Consider the following 18,705-nt stretch of genomic DNA (forward strand, 5'->3'; position numbering starts at 1 on the left):
CGGTAAGGCGTGCGGTAGACATTGTGTCCAGGGTTCGCTCATGCGCGCCAAGGAATTACCGCAGCGGGTGCACCGGCGTACGCAGTCCGGTCGAATCCGCCGCGATCCTGGCGTCTTCCGATCGAGAGGCGGCACGTGAGGCAAGGGCTCCGCCCAGCGCGGTCAACGCGGTCGAGGGTCGCGCTCGGCGCACCGGCGCTGGTGCTGGTGCTCGCGGTCGGCGGGCTCGGCACGCTCAGCGCCTGTACGGGCGGCGCCTCCGACACCGCGACGAACGGCGGCAAGTCCGCGCAGCTGCCCGACCGGAGCACCGTGTCCCCGGTGCCCCCGGGCAAGTACAAGACGCTGCCGCAGCCGTGCGTCGCGGTCGACCTCGACACGCTCAAGGCGCTGGTGCCCGGGGCCCCGGACTACTCCGGGCGGGAGTCGCTGACGTACGACACCGGCCGCCGGGTCGGCTGCGGCTGGCAGGCGAAGACCCCGGACGGCAGCAGCCGCACCCTGACGATAGACATGGAGCGGGTCGTCTCCTACGACCCGGCGGTGAGCGACGAGGTCGAGGCGAAGTCGGACTTCGACGACCTGGCGGTGGCCGCGTCGATCCCCGCGGCGCCGCTGCCCGGTACGACGCCGACCACGCCGGCCACCCCGACGAACAGCACCGGCAGCGCGTCGCCGACCGGCTCGCCCGGCGGCAGCCAGGACCTGTCGCCGCGGCGGCTGCCGGACGTGGGGAACGCCGCATTCATCAACGACGTGGCCTCGACCCGAAAAGGCACGGCCCGCCGCGATGTGACGCTGGTCTTCCGGACCGCGAACGTCGTCGTGAGCATCCACTACGCGCAGTCCTCGCCCGCGGACGGCACGCCGCCGCAGAGCGCTGACCTGCAAGGGGGCGCCGAGACAGTGGCCGCGCAGCTGGAGCGCAGGGTCGAGCGCTGAGCGGCGCCCGGCACGGCCTCCCCCGGCGGACCCCTTAGGGTGGAGGGCCGACCGGCCCGCGCCGGGCGTCCGCGAAGCCGGACGGCAGCCATCCACGCCGCCAGACACACGAGGACTGGGACCCATGGAACGACGACGACGACGCACCGCACCGCGGCCTGCGGCCCTGCTGCTCGCCTGCGCCGTGGCGGTCCCCGCGATGCTGCTCGCCGGCTGCTCCTCGGGCGGCGGCTCGGGCTCCGGCGGCTCCGACGCCTCGAAGGGCACCACGGGCAGCGCCACGCCGACGACCCCGGCGCTCGCCCCGGCGAAGTACGCCAGCCTTCCCGGCGGCTGCGCGACGGTCGGCGCGACGACTGTCACCGCGCTGGTCCCGAAGGCGAAGCATCCGGGCGGCACCCCGGCGCTGACCGACGACGCCTCGACCCGCGCGGGCTGCTCGTGGACGGGCAACGGCTCCGACGGCTTCCAGTACCGCTGGCTGTCGGTGACCGTGCAGCGGTTCACCTCCAGCGCGACCGCGTCGGCCGAGCAGCAGGCCAAGGACCGCTTCACCGACCAGGTCGCCCTGCTCGGCAAGGCGCCGGGCGCCGCCACGTCGGCCGTGGCGCACCTCGGCGACCAGGCCAGTTCGGTCACGGAGAGGGCCACCGTGGCGAAGGTGACGTCGCAGAACGACACCCTCGTGGCCCGGGCCGCCAATGTCGTGGTGATCGTCGAGTACAACGGCGCCGGGCTCGAAGGCAAGAAGAACCCGACCGCGACCGTGGTGCGGGCCGGCGCCGAGCGGGCCGCCAAGGACGTCGTCACGGCGATCGTCGGCGCCAACAGCTGACGCCCGGCCGCCCGCGGGAGGGCCGGAGAACCCGTGGGAAGACCGGAGCAGGCACCGCGTACGGCGGCCGGAAACGGGTCCGCGGCGGCGAACGCGTAACAAAGGCTGCCCCGCCCGTCCGTAATCCGTCGGCAATCCGTACGTTTGTCCGCCGGAGGTGCCGCCGGAGCGTCCCTGCCGTATGGCAGTGTGGGCCCGGCCAGTTGCCGAGCGGCAGGAGGGGTCGCGGGTGGCCGCGATACGTTTGACCCGGACACACCGGATATTGGTCGGGGTGGTCGTCGCCGGCGCCGTGGTGATCGCCGGGATCGGCTTCGCCGGTTCCTACGCCGCGGTGCGCACCCTCGCCCTGCACAAGGGCTTCGGCTGGTTCGCGAACGTCTTCCCGATCGGCGTCGACGCGGGCATCGTCGTCCTGCTGGCGCTGGACCTGCTGCTGACCTGGTTGCGCATCCCCTTCCCGCTGCTGCGGCAGACGGCGTGGCTGCTGACCGCCGCGACGATCGCCTTCAACGGCGCCGCGGCCTGGCCCGACCCGCTGGGCGTGGGCATGCACGCGATCATCCCGGTGCTCTTCGTGGTGTCGGTGGAGGCCGCGCGGCACGCGATCGGCCGGGTCGCGGACATCACCGCCGACAAGCACATGGAGGGCGTCCGCTTCACCCGCTGGCTGCTCGCGCCGTTCCCGACCTTCCGGTTGTGGCGGCGGATGAAGCTGTGGGAGCTGCGGTCGTACGAGGAGGTCATCAGGCGCGAGCAGGACCGGCTGGTCTACCGGGCCAGGCTGCGGGCGCGTTACGGCGTCGCGTGGCGCCGCAAGGCCCCGGTCGAGGCGATCATGCCGCTGCGGCTGGCCCGCTACGGCGTGCCGCTGACCGAGACCGCCGAGGCCGGCCTCGCCGCCGCGGGCATCGAACCGCACGAGCCGGCCAGGGAGTTGACGGTGGCCGCCGCCGCGCCCGCACCGGCCGCGGAGCCGGCGCCCGAGGCCGCCCCGGCGGCGGCGCTGCCCGCGGAGCCGGTGGACGTGCCGGAGCCGCTGTACGCCGAGCAGGTCTACGGGCACCCGTACGACCCGCGCTACGACCCGCACTTCGACCCCAGGTACGACCCGCGCTACGACCCCAGGTACGCCTACGACCAGCAGCAGATGCAGCAGTGGCAGGGCGCCCCGCACAACAGCCCCTGGTTCGCGGCCCAGCAGGGCTACCTCCAGGAGCAGCAGCAGTACGAGCAGCAGCAGTACGACCAGCAGCAGCCGGACGTGATCGCCGAGCCTGAGCCCGTGCCGGAGCCGGTGGGGCAGATACGGGTCCCGGCAGGACCCAACCGCACCCGCCCGCTGGGCGGCGCCGCGGCCGTGAACGGCGCCAACGGTGCGAACGGCGTCAACGGCACCCACGCCCGTACGATCCCGGGCCCGCGCGCCGAGGACTTCCCGGCGCAGGCGCAGGTCCAGGCCCAGGTCCAGCAGGCGCAGGTCCAGCAGGCGCCGCCGGTGCGGGAATCCGAGCCGGCGGTCGAGGCGGCGGCCGAGCCCGAGCCCGCGCCCGGACCCGGGCTCGACATCCCCGACGGCATCTCGGTGGAGGAGGCCTACTTCGCCGCCTACCGCCAGTACGTCCGCGAGCAGGGCCACTTCCCCAACGCCCGGCAGTTCGCCCGCTACCTGCCCCACGTCTACGGCGGCACCGCCCCCGAGGAGCGCCACCTCATCGCGTCCATCCGCGACATGCGCTACCGCTTCCAGTCCGAGGCGGACACCGAGCACATCCCGTAGAGCGCATCCCTTAGCGCGGCTAGGCGCGGCCGGCCGTGGCGGTGACGCCCGTCTGCTGGAGCGGTTCGTAGCCCTGCGCGAGCAGCTCCGCGGTCACCGACAGCCGGCCGGCGGCGGCCCGGGCGCAGGTGAGCGCGAAGGGCGTGCGATACGTGCCGCCGGGGCCGAGGTCGACGGTGGTGGACGGGGTGACGGTGGCGGCGAGGGTGCCGCCCGGGCCCTCGGTGAGCGTCACCGGGTCGCCGTTGGCGGTCACCGTGACGTCGGCGGGGGCCAGGCCGCCCCTGCGGGACAGCACCAGGCGGGTGCCGACGGAGCTGTAGTACGGGCCGCCGGACGGGCTGCTGAAGGTGATCACGCCCTCCAGCGAGCACGTCGAGCCGTTGCCGCCGCCCCCGCCGCCGCCGGGTGTGGCGCCCTTGGTGCCGGGGGCGAGCACGCCGGGCGTGTTCGCCACGCCGGCACCGGTGCTCGCGACGCCGGGCGCGGTGGAGGTGCCGGTCGCGGCGACGTCGATACGGCCGGTCGCGGTCCTGGCGACGGTGAAGTCGTAGACGGTGCCGTTCACGGTGAGGTTGTCGACGTAGGTGTCCAGGGACGCGCCCGGGTCACCGAGCCGGCCGACGTTGGCGATCACGCCGATCGCGCCGTCGCCCGCGGCGTCGCAGGTGGTCGCGTAGTCGCTGAGGGGGTGGTCGCTGCCGGCCGCGAAGGAACCGATCGCCCGCGAGGTGCGCCACAGCGCGGCGCCGCCCGCGTCGAAGTGCCGCCAGGTGTCGGCGACGGCGCCGGTGCGGCCCTGCGCGTCGGTGGCCAACTGCGGCTGGAAGCTGAGGGTGGTGAAGGCGCCGCGGCAGAAGGCGGGCAGCTGGGGGTTCGCGCCGCCCGCGACGGCGCTCGGGGTGGACGTCCAGCCGCGGACGTACAGGTCGTACGACAGCGGGTTCCCGCCGATGGCGCGGAATGGGGCCACCCGGTTGAAGTAGTGGGCGGCCTGGGCCTGCTGGGCCTGGGCGGCACCGGCGACCGACAGGTGCAGGCTGCCGTTGAAGCGGACCGGGTCGGCGAAGGGCGAGACCTCCTGCACGCCAGCGGGGCGGCCCGCGTTGGACGGGTCGTCCTGCAGCCGCAGCCAGGGGCCCTGCGGCCCGAGGTCGCCCGCGGTGACCCGCTGGTGCACGACCGCGGCGGACGCGGGAGCGGGCGCGAGGACGGCCGGGACCGCCAGGACGGCGGCGGTGGTGAGGGACGCGGCGAGACGCGCGGCGAGGCGGGGCATACGGCGGGGCTCCCATCGGGTCTGACAGCGAGCGGGGAGCCTATGAATCCCACCGCCGCCACGACCCGACGCCCGCGCCGCGCTTTCTCACCCTGACGGCCCGCCCGCCGACCCCGGGTGACCGGACGCCCCAAAATCCGGCGCCCAGCGCCCGGACCGGGCATTGGTGCCGGGCACCCGGAATCCGGCACCCGGAACAGCCGGGCACCCGGGGCCCGGCCCCGGGTGCCTTCGGTTCAGCTCTGCGCGCCCAGCAGCGACCGCGCCCGGTCCTGGCCGACCGCGAGCAGCAGCGTCGGCAGCCGGGGGCCGGTGTCGCGGCCGACCAGCAGCTCGTAGAGCAGTGCGAAGAACGACCGCTGGGCGACCTTCAGCTCAGGGGTCGGCTTGGCGTCGGGCGCCAACCCGGCCTGCACCTTCGGCACCGCGTAGACCAGCGTCGTCAGGCCGTCCAGCGACCAGTGCGAGTCCAGCCCGTCGACCAGCAGCTTCAGCGCGCCCCGCTCGCCGTCCGCCAGCCCGGCGAGCCGGGCCGCGTCGGGCTCGGCCCGCACCACGGTCCGCTGCTCGGCGGGCACCTGGCTGGAGATCCACGCCTCGGCCCGGTCCAGCCGCGGCCGCACCTCGTCCAGCGAGGCCAGCGGCCGGTCGGGCTCAAGCTCCGAGAGGATCCGCAGCGTCTGCTGCTCCGCGCCGGCGGTGATGTCGGCGACCGAGGCCAGCGTCCGGTAAGGCAGCGGCCTGGGCGTACGCGGCAGCTCCCCGGCGGCGGTGCCGGCCGCGCGGGCGTACGCGGCGAGGTCGCCGGGCAGTGCGGAGCCCTCCTCGACCTTGCGGGTCAGCGCGTCCCACTCGTCGTAGAGCCGCTGGATCTCCTGGTCGAAGGCGATCTTGAAGGACTGGTTGGGGCGGCGGCGGGCGTAGAGCCAGCGCAGGATCTGCGGCTCCATGATCCGCAGCGCGTCGGCCGGCACCGGAACCCCGCCCTTGGACGAGGACATCTTCGCCATGCCGGAGATACCGACGAAGGCGTACATCGGCCCGATCGGCTGCTCGCCGCCGAAGATCGGGCCGACGATCTGCCCGCCGACCTGGAAGGACGACCCGGGCGAGGAGTGGTCCACGCCGGACGGCTCGAAGACGACGCCCTCGTAGGCCCAGCGCATCGGCCAGTCGACCTTCCAGACCAGCTTGCCGCGGTTGAACTCGCTCAGCCGCACCGTCTCGCCGTGCCCGCACGCGCACGTGTACGTCAGCTCGGTCGTCTCGTCGTCGTAGGCGGTGACGGTGGTGAGGTCCTTGCCACACTGCCCGCAGTAGGGCTTGTACGGGAAATACCCGGCGCCGCTGCCGCTGCCGTCGTCCTCCTCGGCCGCGCCCGAGCCCTCCTCGGCGGCCAGCTCGGCGTCGTCCACCGGCTTCTGGGACTGCTTGGGCGGGGCCTTCTTCGTGCGGTACTGCGCCAGGATCGCGTCGATGTCGGCGCGGTGCCGCATGGCGTGCAGGATCTGCTCGCGGTAGGCGCCCGCCGTATATTGCGCGGTCTGGCTGATGCCGTCATAGGTGACGCCCAGCTCGGCCAGCGACGCCGACATCTGGGCCTTGAAGTGCTCCGCCCAGTTCGGGTGCGGGGACCCGGCGGGGGCGGGCACCGAGGTCAGCGGCTTGCCGATGTGCTCGGCCCAGGACGCGTCGACGCCCTCCACGCCGTTCGGCACCTTGCGATAGCGGTCGTAGTCGTCCCAGGAGATCAGGTGCCGCACCTCGTGGCCGCGCCGCCTGATCTCGTCGCCGACCAGGTGCGGGGTCATCACCTCGCGGAGATTGCCCAGGTGGATCGGCCCTGAGGGGCTCAGCCCGGACGCGACGACAACAGGTTTCCCGGGTGCGCGGCGCTCCGACTCGGCGATGACGTCGTCCGCGAAACGGGAGACCCAGTCGGTCTCGGTGCTGCCAGCCACGGCTCTTCCTTCCTGGTCCGCGGGACAGCCCCTGAGGCGCCCCGACCGCTCCAGTCTCCCAGAACCGCGCCCCCCGCCGGGCCACCCTGTGGATAACCCCGGTCCTCCCCCCGGCCTCCCTCCCGTCCCTGTGGACAACTCGCTCGCCAATACCGGCACGCATGGGAGACTGGGACTCGCCACGCGTGGGGTGACCACGCGTGGCGAGCCCACGACCCCGACACAAGAAACGGCACCTCCATGGCCTCGGTCGCTTCCCTTTCCGCTTCGCTCCAGCAGCGTGTCTCGGCCGCCCTCGCGGCGGCCGTGCCGTCGGCCGTCGACGCCGACCCGCTGCTGCGACGCAGCGACCGGGCGGACTTCCAGGCCAACGGGGTGCTGGGCCTGGCCAAGCGGCAGAAGACCAACCCGCAGGCGCTCGCGGCCGAGGTCGTCGCCGCGCTGCCCGCGGGCGGCGGCGCGGACGACACGATCGCGGCCGTCGAGGTGTCCGGCCCCGGCTTCCTCAACATCACGGTGTCGGACGCCGCCATCACCCGGAATCTCGCCGCCCGGGCCGCCGACGACCGGCTCGGCGTGCCCTTGAGCGAGCACCCGGGCACCACCGTGGTGGATTACGCGCAGCCCAATGTGGCCAAGGAGATGCACGTCGGCCACCTGCGGTCCTCGGTGATCGGCGACGCGATCGTGCGGATCCTGGAGTTCGGCGGCGAGCAGGTCGTCCGCAGGCACCACATCGGCGACTGGGGCACCCAGTTCGGCATGCTCGTGCAGTATCTGATCGAGCACCCGCACCAGCTCGACCACAGCGAGGACGAGGGCGAGGCCGGCGAGGCCTCGATGTCCCGGCTCGACCGGCTCTACAAGGCGTCGGGCGCGCTGTTCAAGTCCGACGAGGAGTTCAAGGAGCGGGCCAGGCGCCGGGTGGTGGACCTCCAGGCCGGCGACCCCCGGACCGTCGCGCTGTGGCAGCGGTTCGTGGACGAGTCGAAGATCTACTTCGACTCGGTCTACAGCAAGCTGGACATCCAGATCCGCGACGAGGACATCGTCGGCGAGTCCGGTTACAACGACATGCTGGTGGAGACCTGCGACCTGCTGGAGAAGTCCGGCGTCGCGGTGTGGTCCAACGGGGCGCTGTGCGTGTTCTTCGACGACATCAAGGGCAAGGACGGCGAGCCGGTCCCGCTGATCGTCCGCAAGACCGACGGAGGCTTCGGCTACGCGGCGACCGACCTGTCCGCGATCCGCAACAGGACCGGTGACCTGCACGCCGACACCCTGCTCTACGTGGTGGACGTGCGGCAGTCGCTGCACTTCCGCATGGTCTTCGAGACCGCCAGGCGGGCCGGCTGGCTGACCGAGCAGGTGACCGCCAGGCACCTGCCGTTCGGCACACTGCTCGGCAAGGACGGCAAGCCGTTCAAGACCCGGTCCGGCGAGAGCGTCAAGCTGGAGGACCTGCTGGACGAGGCGGTGCAGCGGGCCACGGCGGTGGTGCGGGAGAAGGGCGAGAAGATCGGCCTGACCGACGAGGAGATCACGGCGAACGGCACGCAGGTCGGCATCGGCGCGGTGAAATACGCCGACCTGTCGACCTCGCTCGGCCGCGACTACGTCTTCGACCTCGACCGGATGGTGTCGCTCAACGGCGACACCAGCGTCTACATCCAGTACGCGTACGCCCGGACCCGGTCCATCTTCCGCAAGGCGGGGCAGGAGCAGCGGGCCGCGGCGCACCCGGAGCTGGCACTGGAGCCGGCCGAGCGGGCGCTCGGGCTGCACCTCGACGCGTTCGGCGACACCCTCGCCGAGGTGGCCGAGGTCTACGAACCGCACCGGCTGGCCTCGTATCTCTTCCAGCTCGCGTCGCTGTTCACCACCTTCTACGAGCAGTGCCCGGTGCTCACCGCCGGCGGCGGCCAGGACCAGGTGGAGAACCGGCTGTTCCTGTGCGACCTGACCGCCCGCACCCTGCGGCAGGGCCTGACGCTGCTCGGCATCCGCACCCCCGAGCGGCTCTGACCCCGCCGCCGGGCCGCCTCGCCCGCCCCTGACCCGCCCGCGACCGCCCCGCCCCGCGCTCTCCGGCGGGCGGGGCGCCGCCATGTGTGGTGCGATGGTGGGTACGGCAGGGGCGGCACCGAGACGGGCAGGCGGCGGACGGGCGGGCAGGTACGTGACGGATCCGGCGATCGACTACCGGGCGGTCTACAACAGGCTGCCCGCAGGTATCGCACTGCTGGACCCGGAGCTGCGCTACATCGACGCGAACGAGACCTATCTGCACCTGGCGGACTGCTCGCTGGCCGACCTCCTCGGCGTGTACATCTTCGACGCCTTCCCCGACAGCCCGGAGCGGGCGCAGACCGCGAACGGCCCGACCAGCCTCGGGGCCTCCCTGCTGCATGTGCTCGCCACCGGCGAGCGCGACAGCCTCGCCCTCCAGCGCTACGACGTCGAGCGGCGGGACCGCCCCGGCACGTACGAGGAGCGCTACTGGAGCACGATCAACACGCCGATCCTCGACAGTGCCGGCGAGGTCGTACTGATCGCCCACCGGGTCGAGGAGGTCACCGCCTTCATGCAGACCAAGGACGGGAGCGGCGACGACAGCAAGCTGCAGGCCGAGCTGTACATGCGGGCCCGCGAGCTGCAGGAGATCAACGAGCAGATGCGCGCCGCGCACGCCAGGGAGCGGGAGGTCGCGCTCACCTTGCAGGCGGCGCTGCTGCCGGCGCCCCGCCCCGTCGGCCACCGGGCGGCCGTGCGCTACCAGCCGGCGATCAGCGCGCTGAACGTGTGCGGTGACTGGTACGACCTGGTGGACCTGCCCGGTGACCGCATCGCGGTCGCCGTGGGCGACGTCGTCGGCCACGGCCTTGCCGCCGCCTGCGTGATGGGTCAGCTCAGAAGCGCGCTGAGCGCCGCCAGCCGGACCACCGCGGGCCCTGCGGAAGCGCTCAACGTCCTGGGGCTCTACGCCAGGTCAGTGGAGGGCGCCGAGTCCAGCACCGTGGTCAACGCCTTCATCGACTGGCCCAGCCGCACCCTCACGTACAGCAACGCGGGGCACCCGCCGGCCGCGCTGCTGCGCCCCGACGGCACGGTGGAATTCCTCGACCAGGCCACCGACCCGCCGCTCGGCGCCCGGCCGCAGCACCAGCCAGGACCGCAGGCCACCGTCGGCTTCACCGTCGGCTCCACCCTGGTCCTCTACACCGACGGCCTGATCGAGCGCCGCCACGAGGACATCGACGTCGGCCTGGCCCGGCTGGCCGCCACCCTGCACCGCTACCCGCTGTACGACCCGGAGGCCCTCGCCGACCTGCTGCTCAGCGAGCTGTCCCCGCCGACCGGCGCCACCGACGACACCGCGCTGGTCGTCCTGCGGCTCTGAGGCCGCAACCCTGGCAGGAGCGCCTACAGGCGCTGAGCGACCTCGGTCGCCCAGTACGTGAGGATCATGTTCGCGCCGGCGCGGCGGATCGAGGTGAGCGTCTCCATGATGGTGCGGTCCCGGTCGATCCAGCCGTTCGCGGCGGCGGCCTCGACCATCGCGTACTCACCGGAGATCTGGTACGCCGCCACCGGCACGTCCACCGTGTCGGCGACCTTGCGCAGCACGTCCAGATACGGCAGCGCGGGCTTGACCATCACCATGTCGGCGCCTTCGGCGAGGTCGAGCGCCAGCTCGCGCATCGACTCGCGGAAATTCGCCGGGTCCTGCTGGTACGTCTTCCGGTCGCCCTTCAGCGAGGAGTTCACGGCCTCGCGGAAGGGGCCGTAGAAGGCGGAGGCGTACTTCGCGGTGTAGGCCAGGATCGCCACGTCCTGCCGGCCGATCTCGTCCAGCGCGTCGCGGACGACGCCGACCTGGCCGTCCATCATCCCGGACGGACCGACCACGTGGACGCCGGCGTCCGCCTGGACCTGGGCCATCTCCGCGTAGCGTTCGAGGGTGGCGTCGTTGTCGACGCGGCCCTCGGCGTCCAGGACGCCGCAGTGGCCGTGGTCGGTGTACTCGTCCAGGCACAGGTCGGACATCACGACCAGGTCGTCGCCGACCTCCGCGACCACGTCCCTGATCGCCAGTTGCAGGATGCCGTCCGGCTCCGTGCCCTGGCTGCCGATCGCGTCCTTCACCTCGGGCACGCCGAACAGCATGATCCCGCCCACCCCGGCAGATGCGGCCTCGGCGGCCGCTTTGCGCAGGGTGTCCCGGGTGTGCTGATAGACCCCCGGCATCGAGGAGATCGCCTGCGGCTCGCTGATGCCCTCACGCACGAAGGCCGGCAGAATCAATTCGGCTGGATCGAGCCGGGTTTCTGCGACCAGGCGCCGCATCGCCGGGCTGGTGCGCAGCCGCCGCGGCCGCGCACCGGGAAACTCGCCATAGCTCACCATTTCTCCACGGTACGCCTGCGGCGCGCATGCTCTTCCCGACGCTGCGTCGGCGCCAGACGGTGCCCCCGGGGGCGCGTGGGGGTACCCCCAGGCGAAGCTCTGGGGGAGAACGGCGCGCGCAACCGGCCACCCACCGTCGCGTGGCGACCGACCGCCACCACCCCAGGGGCGCGTGGGCGTACCCCCAGGCGCAGCTCTGGGGGAGGACCGAACAGCCCCTTCCGCACGGTGGCGACGTGCAGCCCGTCGCGGGGGCACCTCCCAGGCGAAGCTCTGGGGGATGGTCGCGCCCATGCGGCGCCGGCCGCGCATCAGATGCAGCCTCGCGCCCCTGGAGGGCGCCTCCCCGCGCAGAGGCCGCCCGGGAGGAGGCGCGGGTCAGACGCGGGTGCGGCGGCGGGCGCCGGGGCGGCGTTCGCTGGGGCGGGTGACGGGGTCGCCGGCGGCGCCGGCGGCCTGGCGGCGGGCCAGGCCGAAGTCGGCCAGGGCCTGGGCGAGGGCATGGACGGACGGCTCGGGAGCCATCACGTCGACCCGGAGCCCGTGCTCCTCCGCCGTCTTGGCCGTCGCCGGGCCGATACAGGCGATGACCGTGACGTTGTGCGGCTTGCCGGCGATGCCGACAAGATTCCGCACGGTCGAGGACGAGGTGAAGAGCACCGCGTCGAAGCCGCCGCCCTTGATGGCCTCGCGGGTGTCGGCCGGCGGGGGCGACGCCCGTACGGTCCGGTAGGCGGTGACGTCGTCGACCTCCCAGCCCAGTTCGACCAGCCCGGCCACCAGCGTCTCGGTGGCGATGTCGGCGCGCGGCAGGAAGACGCGGTCGATCGGGTCGAAGACCGGGTCGTAGGGCGGCCAGTCCTCCAGGAGTCCGGCGGCGGACTGCTCGCCGCTGGGCACCAGGTCGGGCTTGACGCCGAACTCGACCAGCGACTGGGCGGTCTGCTCGCCGACCGCGGCGACCTTTATCCCCGCGAAGGCGCGGGCGTCCAGGCCGTACTCCTCGAACTTCTCCCGCACGGCCTTGACCGCGTTGACGGAGGTGAAGGCGATCCACTCATAGCGCCCGGTGACCAGGCCCTTGACCGCGCGCTCCATCTGCTGCGGGGTACGCGGCGGCTCCACCGCGATGGTCGGCACCTCGTGCGGCACCGCTCCGTACGAGCGCAGCTGGTCGGAGAGCGACGCGGCCTGCTCCTTGGTCCGCGGTACGAGCACCCGCCAGCCGAACAGCGGCTTGGTCTCGAACCACGACAACTGCTCGTGCTGGCCGGCCCGCTCCCCGACCACGGCTATCGCCGCGATCGGGCCCTCGGGCGTGGGCAGCGCCTTGGTCGCCTTCAGCTCGGCGGCGATGGTGGCCAGTGTCGCGGTCCAGGTGCGCTGCCGGGTGGTGGTGCCGGCGACGGTGACCGACAGCTGGGTGTCGGGCTTGCGGCCCGAGCCGATCAGCTCGGCGGCCATCGCGGCGACGGTCTGCAGCGTCGTGGAGACCACCAGCGTGGCGTCGCTGGCGCCGACCTCGCTCCAGCAGCGGTCGGAGGCGGTGGCGGCGTCCACGAAGCGCACGTCGCCGCTGAGCGGCACCCCGGCGTAGGCGGGCACGCCCACCGCGCTGGCGATGCCGGGCACGACCTCGAAGGGGATGCCCGCCCGGGCGCAGGCCAGCATCTCGGCGGCGGCGCAGGAGTCGAGGCCGGGGTCGCCGACCACCGCACGCACCACCCGCTTGCCGGTCCGCGCGGACGCCATGACAAGCTGTGAGGCGGCATCGGCAATGGCGGTGGTGTCCAACACCTCGCCGTCCACGGCCGGTTCCGCCGTGCCCACATCCGCGCGGGCGTGGGTGCGTACGACGTCGAGCACGGGCCTGTCGCCGACCAGCAGGTCGGCGCGGGCGAGCGCTTCGACGGCGCGCAGGGTCAGCAGCCCGGGGTCACCGGGCCCGGCACCCAGGAAGGTGACGTGACCGGTTGCGGACCGCCCGGCGGAGCCGGGACTTGCGGCGGTGCCGGCCGAAAGGGCCGTACCGGCGGCGGTGTTCGTCGTTGCAGCGACGGCGGCGGGGTTCAAAGTGCGCGCTCCCCCATAAGACCGGCCGCACCCTTGGCGAGCATCTCAGCGGCGAGTTCGCGGCCCAGGGCGCGCGCTTCGTCGTCGGACGCCGGTACGGGACCGGTGATGGACATCTGCACCAGCGAGGTGCCGTCGGTGGTGCCGACGACGCCGCGCAGGCGCAGCTCGGTAGTCTGCCCGTCGTCCACAAGGTCGGCCAGCGCGCCCACAGGGGCGCTGCAGCCGGCCTCGAGGGCGGCGAGCAGGGATCGCTCGACGGTCACGGCGACCCGGGTGAACGGGTCGTCGAGCCCGGCGAGCTGTGCGGCCAGCTCCGGGTGGGAAGCGGCGCACTCGACGGCCAGTGCCCCCTGGCCGGGGGCGGGCAGGACGGTGTCGGCGGCGATCAGCTCGGTCGCCTCCGCGATCCTGCCGATGCGGTTCAGCCCGGCGGCGGCGAGCACGACGGCGTCGAGCTCGCCGGAAGTAACGTACCCGATCCTGGTGTCAACGTTGCCACGGATCGGTACCGTCTCGACGTCGAGTCCGTGTGACCGCGCCCACGCGTTGAGCTGCGCCATCCGGCGCGGCGACCCGGTGCCGATCCTGGCGCCGGACGGCAGCGTCGCGAAGGTCAGGCCGTCCCTGGCGACCAGCGCGTCCCGCGGGTCCTCGCGGACCGGGATCGCGGCCAGCGTCAGCCCGTCGGGGGCGGCGGTGGGCAGGTCCTTGAGGCTGTGCACGGCGAAGTCGATCTCGCCGGCGAGCAGCGCGTCGCGCAGCGCCGAGACGAAGACGCCGGTGCCGCCGATCTGGGCCAGACTCTCCCGTGAGACGTCGCCGTAGGTGGTGATCTCCACGAGGCGGACGTCACGTCCGGTCAGCCGGCGGACCTCGTCGGCCACCATGCCGGACTGGGCCATCGCCAGCTTGCTCTTGCGCGTGCCAAGCCGCAGCGCGTCCTCGCGCCCCTTGTCCGGGGCACTCGGGTTATTCATTGCCGCCCTCAATTCGGTTGGGCACCCGGGCCGGAGGCCGCGGGGTTTCGGCCCGGCTGACGGCGGCGACCGCCTGCGGGTCGAGGTCGAAGAGTTCGCGCAGCGCGTCGGCATAGCCGGCGCCGCCGGGCTCGCCCGCGAGCTGCTTGACCCGCACCGTCGGCGCGTGCAGGAGCTTGTCGACGACGCGGCGCACGGTCTGGGTGATCTCCGCGCGCTGCTTGTCGTCCAGATCGGGCAGCCTACCGTCGAGCCGGGAAAGTTCACCCGCCACGACATCGGCGGCCATCGCCCGCAGCGCCACCACCGTGGGGGTGATCCGGGCGGCGCGCTGGGCGGCGCCGAAGGCGGCGACCTCCTCGGCGACGATCGCCTGGACGGCGTCCACGTCGGCGGCCATCGGCGCGGCGGCGGACGCGGCGGCCAGCGACTCGATGTCGGCGAGCGCCACACCGTCGAGGTCGTGCGCGGCCGGGTCGACGTCCCGCGGCATGGCCAGGTCCAGTACGGCCAGCGGCCGGCCGGCGGCCCGCAGGTCGTCGGCGGTGAGCACCAGGCCGGTGGAGCCGGTACAGGACACCACGATGTCGGCGTCGGCGAGCGCGGCCGCGAGCCGGGTCATGCTCACCGCCTGCGCCTGGGTGCCCTGCTCGGTGAGCTGGGCGGCGAGCCGGACGGCCCGCTCGGGGGTGCGGTTGGCGATGGTCAGGCGGGCGACACCGGCGCGGGCCAGCGTGGCGGCGGCCAGCGACGACATGGAGCCGGCGCCGACGACGACGGCGCGCCTGCCCTCCAGGGCGCCGGTGGCGGGGGCGAGCTGGGCCAGGCCGAAGGTGACCAGGGACTGGCCCGCCCGGTCGATGCCGGTCTCGGAGTGGGCGCGCTTGCCGACCCGCAGGGCCTGCTGGAAAAGGTCGTTGAGCAGCCGTCCCGCGGTGTGCAGCTCCTGGCCGACCGCGAGGGCGTCCTTGATCTGGCCGAGGATCTGGCCCTCGCCGACGACCATCGAGTCGAGCCCGCAGGCCACCGACAGCAGGTGGTGGACGGCCCGGTCCTCGTAGTGCACGTAGAGATACGGGGTCAGCTCGTCCAGCCCGACGCCGCTGTGCTGGGCGAGCAGCGTGGACAGCTCGGCGACACCGGCGTGGAATTTGTCGACGTCGGCGTACAGCTCGATGCGGTTGCAGGTGGACAGCGCCACCGCTTCGCTCGCGGGCTCGGCGGCCAGCGTGTCCTGCAGCAGCTTGGCGCGCGCGTCCTCGGTGAGCGCGGCCCGCTCCAGCACGCTCACCGGCGCGCTGCGGTGCGAGAGCCCGACGACCAGCAGACTCATGCGGGCATCACGGCGGGAACATCCCCGTCGGGCTCCTGGCGTCCTTCTCCGGCCTTGCGCTGTTCGTGGAAGGCGAGGATCTGCAGCTCGATGGACAGGTCGACCTTGCGTACGTCCACGCCGTCCGGCACCGACAGCACGGTGGGGGCGAAGTTGAGGATCGAGGTCACCCCGGCGTTGACCAGCCGGTCGGTGACCTCCTGTGCGGCGCCGGCCGGAGTCGCGATGACCCCGATCGAGACCTGGTTGTCGACGACGATCGCTTCGAGCTCGTCGATGTGCCGTACGGGCAGTCCCGCGACGAGCCGTCCGGCCAGTGCCGCGTCGGCGTCCAGCAGGGCCGCGACGCGGAAGCCGCGGGAGGCGAACCCGCCGTAGTTGGCGAGGGCGGCGCCCAGGTTGCCGATACCGACGATGACGACCGGCCAGTCCTGGGTGAGGCCCAGCTCCCGGCTGATCTGGTAGACGAGGTATTCGACGTCGTAGCCGACGCCCCTGGTGCCGTACGAGCCGAGGTAGGAGAAGTCCTTGCGCAGCTTGGCCGAGTTGACCCCGGCCGCGGCGGCGAGCTCCTCCGAGGACACGGTGGGCACGGAGCGCTCGGACAGAGCGGTCAGCGCCCGCAGGTACAGCGGAAGCCTGGCGACGGTGGCCTCGGGAATTCCTCGGCTGCGGGTCGCCGGTCGGTGCGATCGGCCAGTTGCCACGGTGCTCCTGCGGGTAGAGCTGGGCTGAGGGCGACCACGGTCTTTGGAGCCGCCCCGTGCGTGCCAGGCTATGTCTTTGTGAACGCGTGCACAAAGATGGTGTCCGTTTTGCCCGGCGGAAGTGATGGGCATCACGCACTCCCATTCCGGACATTGGGCACGTGTTGCCGTGACGAATCGTTGCTGCGGCGCTTCCAGAGCGCGTCAGCGGCCACCGGCAGGCCGGGGGCCTCCGGCCAGCGGACACCTGCAGCCTGCAACAACTGCCGCTCCGGTCCGGAACCGCCGATTCCGTCCGCGCCGCCGGCGGCCGTACGGGACCGCGCCACAAAGTGGCCGAAAAGCGCCGCTGTGGCGCGGGCGTCGCCGAGCGCGGTGTGCGGGGCCCAGCCGGTCACCCCCAGCGCCTGCGCGCAGGCGACCAGCGACAGCCCGGAGGGGGCGGGGTGTTCGCCGCGCAGCTCGGCGGCCATCCGCATGGTGCACATCTCGGGCACGGCCGGCAGGCGTACGCCGATCCGGGCGTATTCGGCGGCCAGGAAGGCGCGGTCGCAGCCGACGTTGTGCCCGACCAGGACCCGGCCGCGCAGCAGTGCCAGCAGCCGGGCGGCTATCCCCGCGAAGCGCGGCGCGCCGCCCAGGTGCGCCGGCTCGATGCCGTGGATGTGCGTGGGGCCGACCGGGCCCTGCGGGTCGACGAGGGTGCTGAACTCACCCTCGGGCTCCAGGTCGCGGTCCAGCAGCACGAGCGCCAGCTCCACCACCCGGTGCCGCTTCGACGACGAACCCGTCGTCTCGACGTCCACCACCGCGTAGCCGCTCGCCGCGGTCCTCACCACCGAGGGCACTCGGCACGCTCCTCACACATCGCCCCCGGTCGTACAAAACGACCACGATCCTACCCGATTCCGTCATATGCCTCGGGCGGCGGACTCCAGGGGCGCGGGGGCGCGCGCGGCGAGAGGTCAGGCGGCCAGCGCGCGGCGCAGCCGGGCGGGGTCGACACGCCAGAAGGTGTGCTGCTCCCCGTCCACCAGGACGACGGGGATCTGCTCCCAGTAGCGGCGGTGCAGCTCCGCGTCCTGGGTGATGTCCTGCTCCACCACGACCGCCCCGGTCGCGGCGGCGACTTCCGCCACCACGGCGCGCGCCTCGTCGCACAGGTGGCACCCGGGCTTCCCGATCAGCGTCACGGTCCTCGCAGTCGTCATACGGCTCATTGTGACGCCTGCGGTTCACGTGCCGGCACCGTGGCCGAACCGGCCATGTCGCACTGGGTCGTTATGCTCGCGCTATGGCCGCTCTCAGATGGCTCACCCCGCGCAGGCAGTCCGCCACGGAGCGGAGCGTGCTGGCCGGCGAGGCCGCCGCCGCCGCCGCGGAGGCGACACTCGCGACGAAGCCCCGGCCGGAAACCGCTCCCGCGGGCGACGAGAAGCCCGCGGAACCGGCCTTCCCGGTCGCAGGCGACCCCAGGGCCGCCGCGTTCTTCGACCTCGACAACACCGTGATGCAGGGCGCCGCGCTCTTCCACTTCGGCCGCGGCCTGTACAAACGGCATTTCTTCGACACCCGCGACCTGGTGCGCTTCGCCTGGCAGCAGGCGTACTTCCGGATGGCCGGCGCCGAGGACCCCGAGCACATGCAGGACGCCCGCGACAGCGCCCTGTCCATCGTCAAGGGACACCGCGTCGAGGAGCTGATGTCCATCGGCGAGGAAATCTACGACGAGTACATGGCAGCGAAGATCTGGCCGGGCACCCGCGCCCTGGCGCAGGCGCACCTGGACGCCGGCCAGCGGGTCTGGCTGGTCACCGCCGCGCCGGTGGAGACCGCCACGATCATCGCCCGCAGGCTCGGCCTGACCGGCGCGCTCGGCACGGTCGCCGAGTCGGTCGACGGCGTCTACACCGGCCGGCTGGTCGGCGAGCCGCTGCACGGCCCGGCGAAGGCCGAGGCGGTCCGGGCGCTGGCGGCCGCCGAGGACCTCGACCTGTCGCTCTGCGCCGCCTACAGCGACTCGCACAACGACATCCCGATACTGTCCCTGGTCGGCCACCCGTACGCGATCAACCCGGACGGCAGGCTGCGCAGACACGCCCGAGCCGAGGGATGGCGGCTGCGCGACTACCGCACCGGGCGCAAGGCCGTGAAGATCGGCGTCCCCGCCGCCGCCGGCATGGGCGCGGTCGCGGGCGGCGCCGCCGCGGCGATCGCGATCAGCCGCCGCCGCGGCAAGTGACAAGGGTGCGCCGGTAATACGGCAGCGGGACGGCTCGCGCGGCCACCCACACGCTCACAACACGGCCTCTGCGCGAGCTGTTCACGAACGGAAGTGGTCAACAAGGGCCTTCTGTTCGATAATTGGTCGATCATCATTCCGTACAGGAAGTGGCGCAAACGGCGAT

At 73.0% G+C, this 18,705-nt stretch carries 15 protein-coding genes; 6 read left to right on the top strand and 9 right to left on the bottom strand.

The genetic code is table 11. The features are described 5' to 3' along the window. Window positions 1-135: 135 nt before the first annotated feature. The 3 genes from BUE44_RS28990 to BUE44_RS29000 all read left to right on the top strand — a co-directional run bounded on the left by BUE44_RS28990 (window position 136) and on the right by BUE44_RS29000 (window position 3,557). Window positions 136-942, top strand: coding sequence for a hypothetical protein (locus tag BUE44_RS28990; RefSeq protein WP_235002556.1), 807 nt, complete (start codon window positions 136-138; stop codon window positions 940-942). 124 nt (window positions 943-1,066) lie between these two features. Then, a complete protein-coding gene (locus BUE44_RS37640) occupies window positions 1,067-1,777 on the top strand; it encodes a hypothetical protein (RefSeq protein ID WP_073501976.1) in 711 nt (236 codons plus the stop codon). Window positions 1,778-2,006: 229 nt separating this feature from the next. Next, on the top strand, window positions 2,007-3,557 hold the full coding sequence (locus BUE44_RS29000) for a DUF2637 domain-containing protein (RefSeq protein ID WP_073501977.1): 1,551 nt from the start codon (window positions 2,007-2,009) through the stop codon (window positions 3,555-3,557). A 19-nt stretch (window positions 3,558-3,576) separates the two neighbouring features. On the opposite strand, the gene BUE44_RS29005 is transcribed toward BUE44_RS29000, so the two are convergent. Then, window positions 3,577-4,836 carry a hypothetical protein gene (locus BUE44_RS29005; RefSeq protein ID WP_073501978.1) on the bottom strand — a complete coding sequence of 420 codons (1,260 nt, stop codon included), beginning with the start codon at window positions 4,834-4,836 and terminating at the stop codon, window positions 3,577-3,579. A 236-nt stretch (window positions 4,837-5,072) separates the two neighbouring features. Beyond that, on the bottom strand, window positions 5,073-6,797 hold the full coding sequence (gene lysS, locus BUE44_RS29010; RefSeq protein ID WP_073501979.1) for a lysine--tRNA ligase: 1,725 nt from the start codon (window positions 6,795-6,797) through the stop codon (window positions 5,073-5,075). 240 nt (window positions 6,798-7,037) lie between these two features. On the opposite strand from lysS, the gene argS reads away from it, so the two are divergent. Together argS and BUE44_RS29020 are read left to right on the top strand one after the other, a co-directional pair. Further along, window positions 7,038-8,822: an arginine--tRNA ligase gene (gene argS, locus BUE44_RS29015; RefSeq protein WP_073501980.1), complete on the top strand. Its 1,785-nt coding sequence runs from the start codon at window positions 7,038-7,040 to the stop codon at window positions 8,820-8,822. Between the two features lie 154 nt (window positions 8,823-8,976). After that, complete coding sequence (locus BUE44_RS29020; RefSeq protein ID WP_073501981.1) at window positions 8,977-10,197, top strand: PP2C family protein-serine/threonine phosphatase; 1,221 nt, start codon at window positions 8,977-8,979, stop codon at window positions 10,195-10,197. Window positions 10,198-10,220: 23 nt separating this feature from the next. On the opposite strand, the gene hemB is transcribed toward BUE44_RS29020, so the two are convergent. The 7 genes from hemB to BUE44_RS29055 all read right to left on the bottom strand — a co-directional run bounded on the left by hemB (window position 10,221) and on the right by BUE44_RS29055 (window position 17,508). Continuing rightward, a complete protein-coding gene (gene hemB / locus BUE44_RS29025; RefSeq protein ID WP_073501982.1) occupies window positions 10,221-11,204 on the bottom strand; it encodes a porphobilinogen synthase in 984 nt (327 codons plus the stop codon). Between the two features lie 378 nt (window positions 11,205-11,582). Continuing rightward, the gene (locus BUE44_RS29030; RefSeq protein ID WP_073502006.1) at window positions 11,583-13,160 is read right to left on the bottom strand and encodes a bifunctional uroporphyrinogen-III C-methyltransferase/uroporphyrinogen-III synthase; all 1,578 of its coding nucleotides are present in this window, start codon (window positions 13,158-13,160) and stop codon (window positions 11,583-11,585) included. A gap of 113 nt (window positions 13,161-13,273) precedes the next feature. After that, a complete protein-coding gene (gene hemC / locus BUE44_RS29035; RefSeq protein WP_073501983.1) occupies window positions 13,274-14,257 on the bottom strand; it encodes a hydroxymethylbilane synthase in 984 nt (327 codons plus the stop codon). Continuing rightward, the gene (locus tag BUE44_RS29040) at window positions 14,250-15,590 is read right to left on the bottom strand and encodes a glutamyl-tRNA reductase (RefSeq protein WP_073501984.1); all 1,341 of its coding nucleotides are present in this window, start codon (window positions 15,588-15,590) and stop codon (window positions 14,250-14,252) included. Before BUE44_RS29040 ends, hemC begins: the two co-directional genes overlap by 8 nt. Beyond that, complete coding sequence (locus tag BUE44_RS29045) at window positions 15,587-16,297, bottom strand: redox-sensing transcriptional repressor Rex (protein ID WP_073501985.1); 711 nt, start codon at window positions 16,295-16,297, stop codon at window positions 15,587-15,589. Before BUE44_RS29045 ends, BUE44_RS29040 begins: the two co-directional genes overlap by 4 nt. 131 nt (window positions 16,298-16,428) lie before the next feature. Beyond that, window positions 16,429-17,145, bottom strand: a complete 717-nt coding sequence (locus tag BUE44_RS29050; protein WP_235002558.1) for a 3'-5' exonuclease — start codon at window positions 17,143-17,145, stop codon at window positions 16,429-16,431. Between the two features lie 117 nt (window positions 17,146-17,262). After that, on the bottom strand, window positions 17,263-17,508 hold the full coding sequence (locus BUE44_RS29055; RefSeq protein WP_235002560.1) for a glutaredoxin family protein: 246 nt from the start codon (window positions 17,506-17,508) through the stop codon (window positions 17,263-17,265). Between the two features lie 83 nt (window positions 17,509-17,591). Here BUE44_RS29055 and BUE44_RS29060 point away from each other — a divergent pair, with 83 nt between their 5' ends. Further along, window positions 17,592-18,539, top strand: coding sequence for an HAD family hydrolase (locus BUE44_RS29060; RefSeq protein WP_073501987.1), 948 nt, complete (start codon window positions 17,592-17,594; stop codon window positions 18,537-18,539). Window positions 18,540-18,705 lie beyond the last annotated feature (166 nt).

The sequence above is a fragment of the Actinacidiphila paucisporea genome, assembly GCF_900142575.1.
In the GTDB taxonomy this organism is placed as follows: Bacteria; Actinomycetota; Actinomycetes; order Streptomycetales; family Streptomycetaceae; genus Actinacidiphila; species Actinacidiphila paucisporea.

Excerpts from the sequence above, each read along its gene's own strand:
- BUE44_RS37640 (WP_073501976.1), top strand. The coding sequence starts at position 1,067 with ATGGAACGACGACGACGACGCACCGCACCGCGGCCTGCGGCCCTGCTG.
- BUE44_RS29005 (WP_073501978.1), bottom strand. The coding sequence starts at position 4,836 with ATGCCCCGCCTCGCCGCGCGTCTCGCCGCGTCCCTCACCACCGCCGCC.
- argS (WP_073501980.1), top strand. The coding sequence starts at position 7,038 with ATGGCCTCGGTCGCTTCCCTTTCCGCTTCGCTCCAGCAGCGTGTCTCG.
- hemB (WP_073501982.1), bottom strand. The coding sequence starts at position 11,204 with ATGGTGAGCTATGGCGAGTTTCCCGGTGCGCGGCCGCGGCGGCTGCGC.
- hemC (WP_073501983.1), bottom strand. The coding sequence starts at position 14,257 with ATGAATAACCCGAGTGCCCCGGACAAGGGGCGCGAGGACGCGCTGCGG.
- BUE44_RS29040 (WP_073501984.1), bottom strand. The coding sequence starts at position 15,590 with ATGAGTCTGCTGGTCGTCGGGCTCTCGCACCGCAGCGCGCCGGTGAGC.
- BUE44_RS29055 (WP_235002560.1), bottom strand. The coding sequence starts at position 17,508 with ATGACGACTGCGAGGACCGTGACGCTGATCGGGAAGCCCGGGTGCCAC.
- BUE44_RS29060 (WP_073501987.1), top strand. The coding sequence starts at position 17,592 with ATGGCCGCTCTCAGATGGCTCACCCCGCGCAGGCAGTCCGCCACGGAG.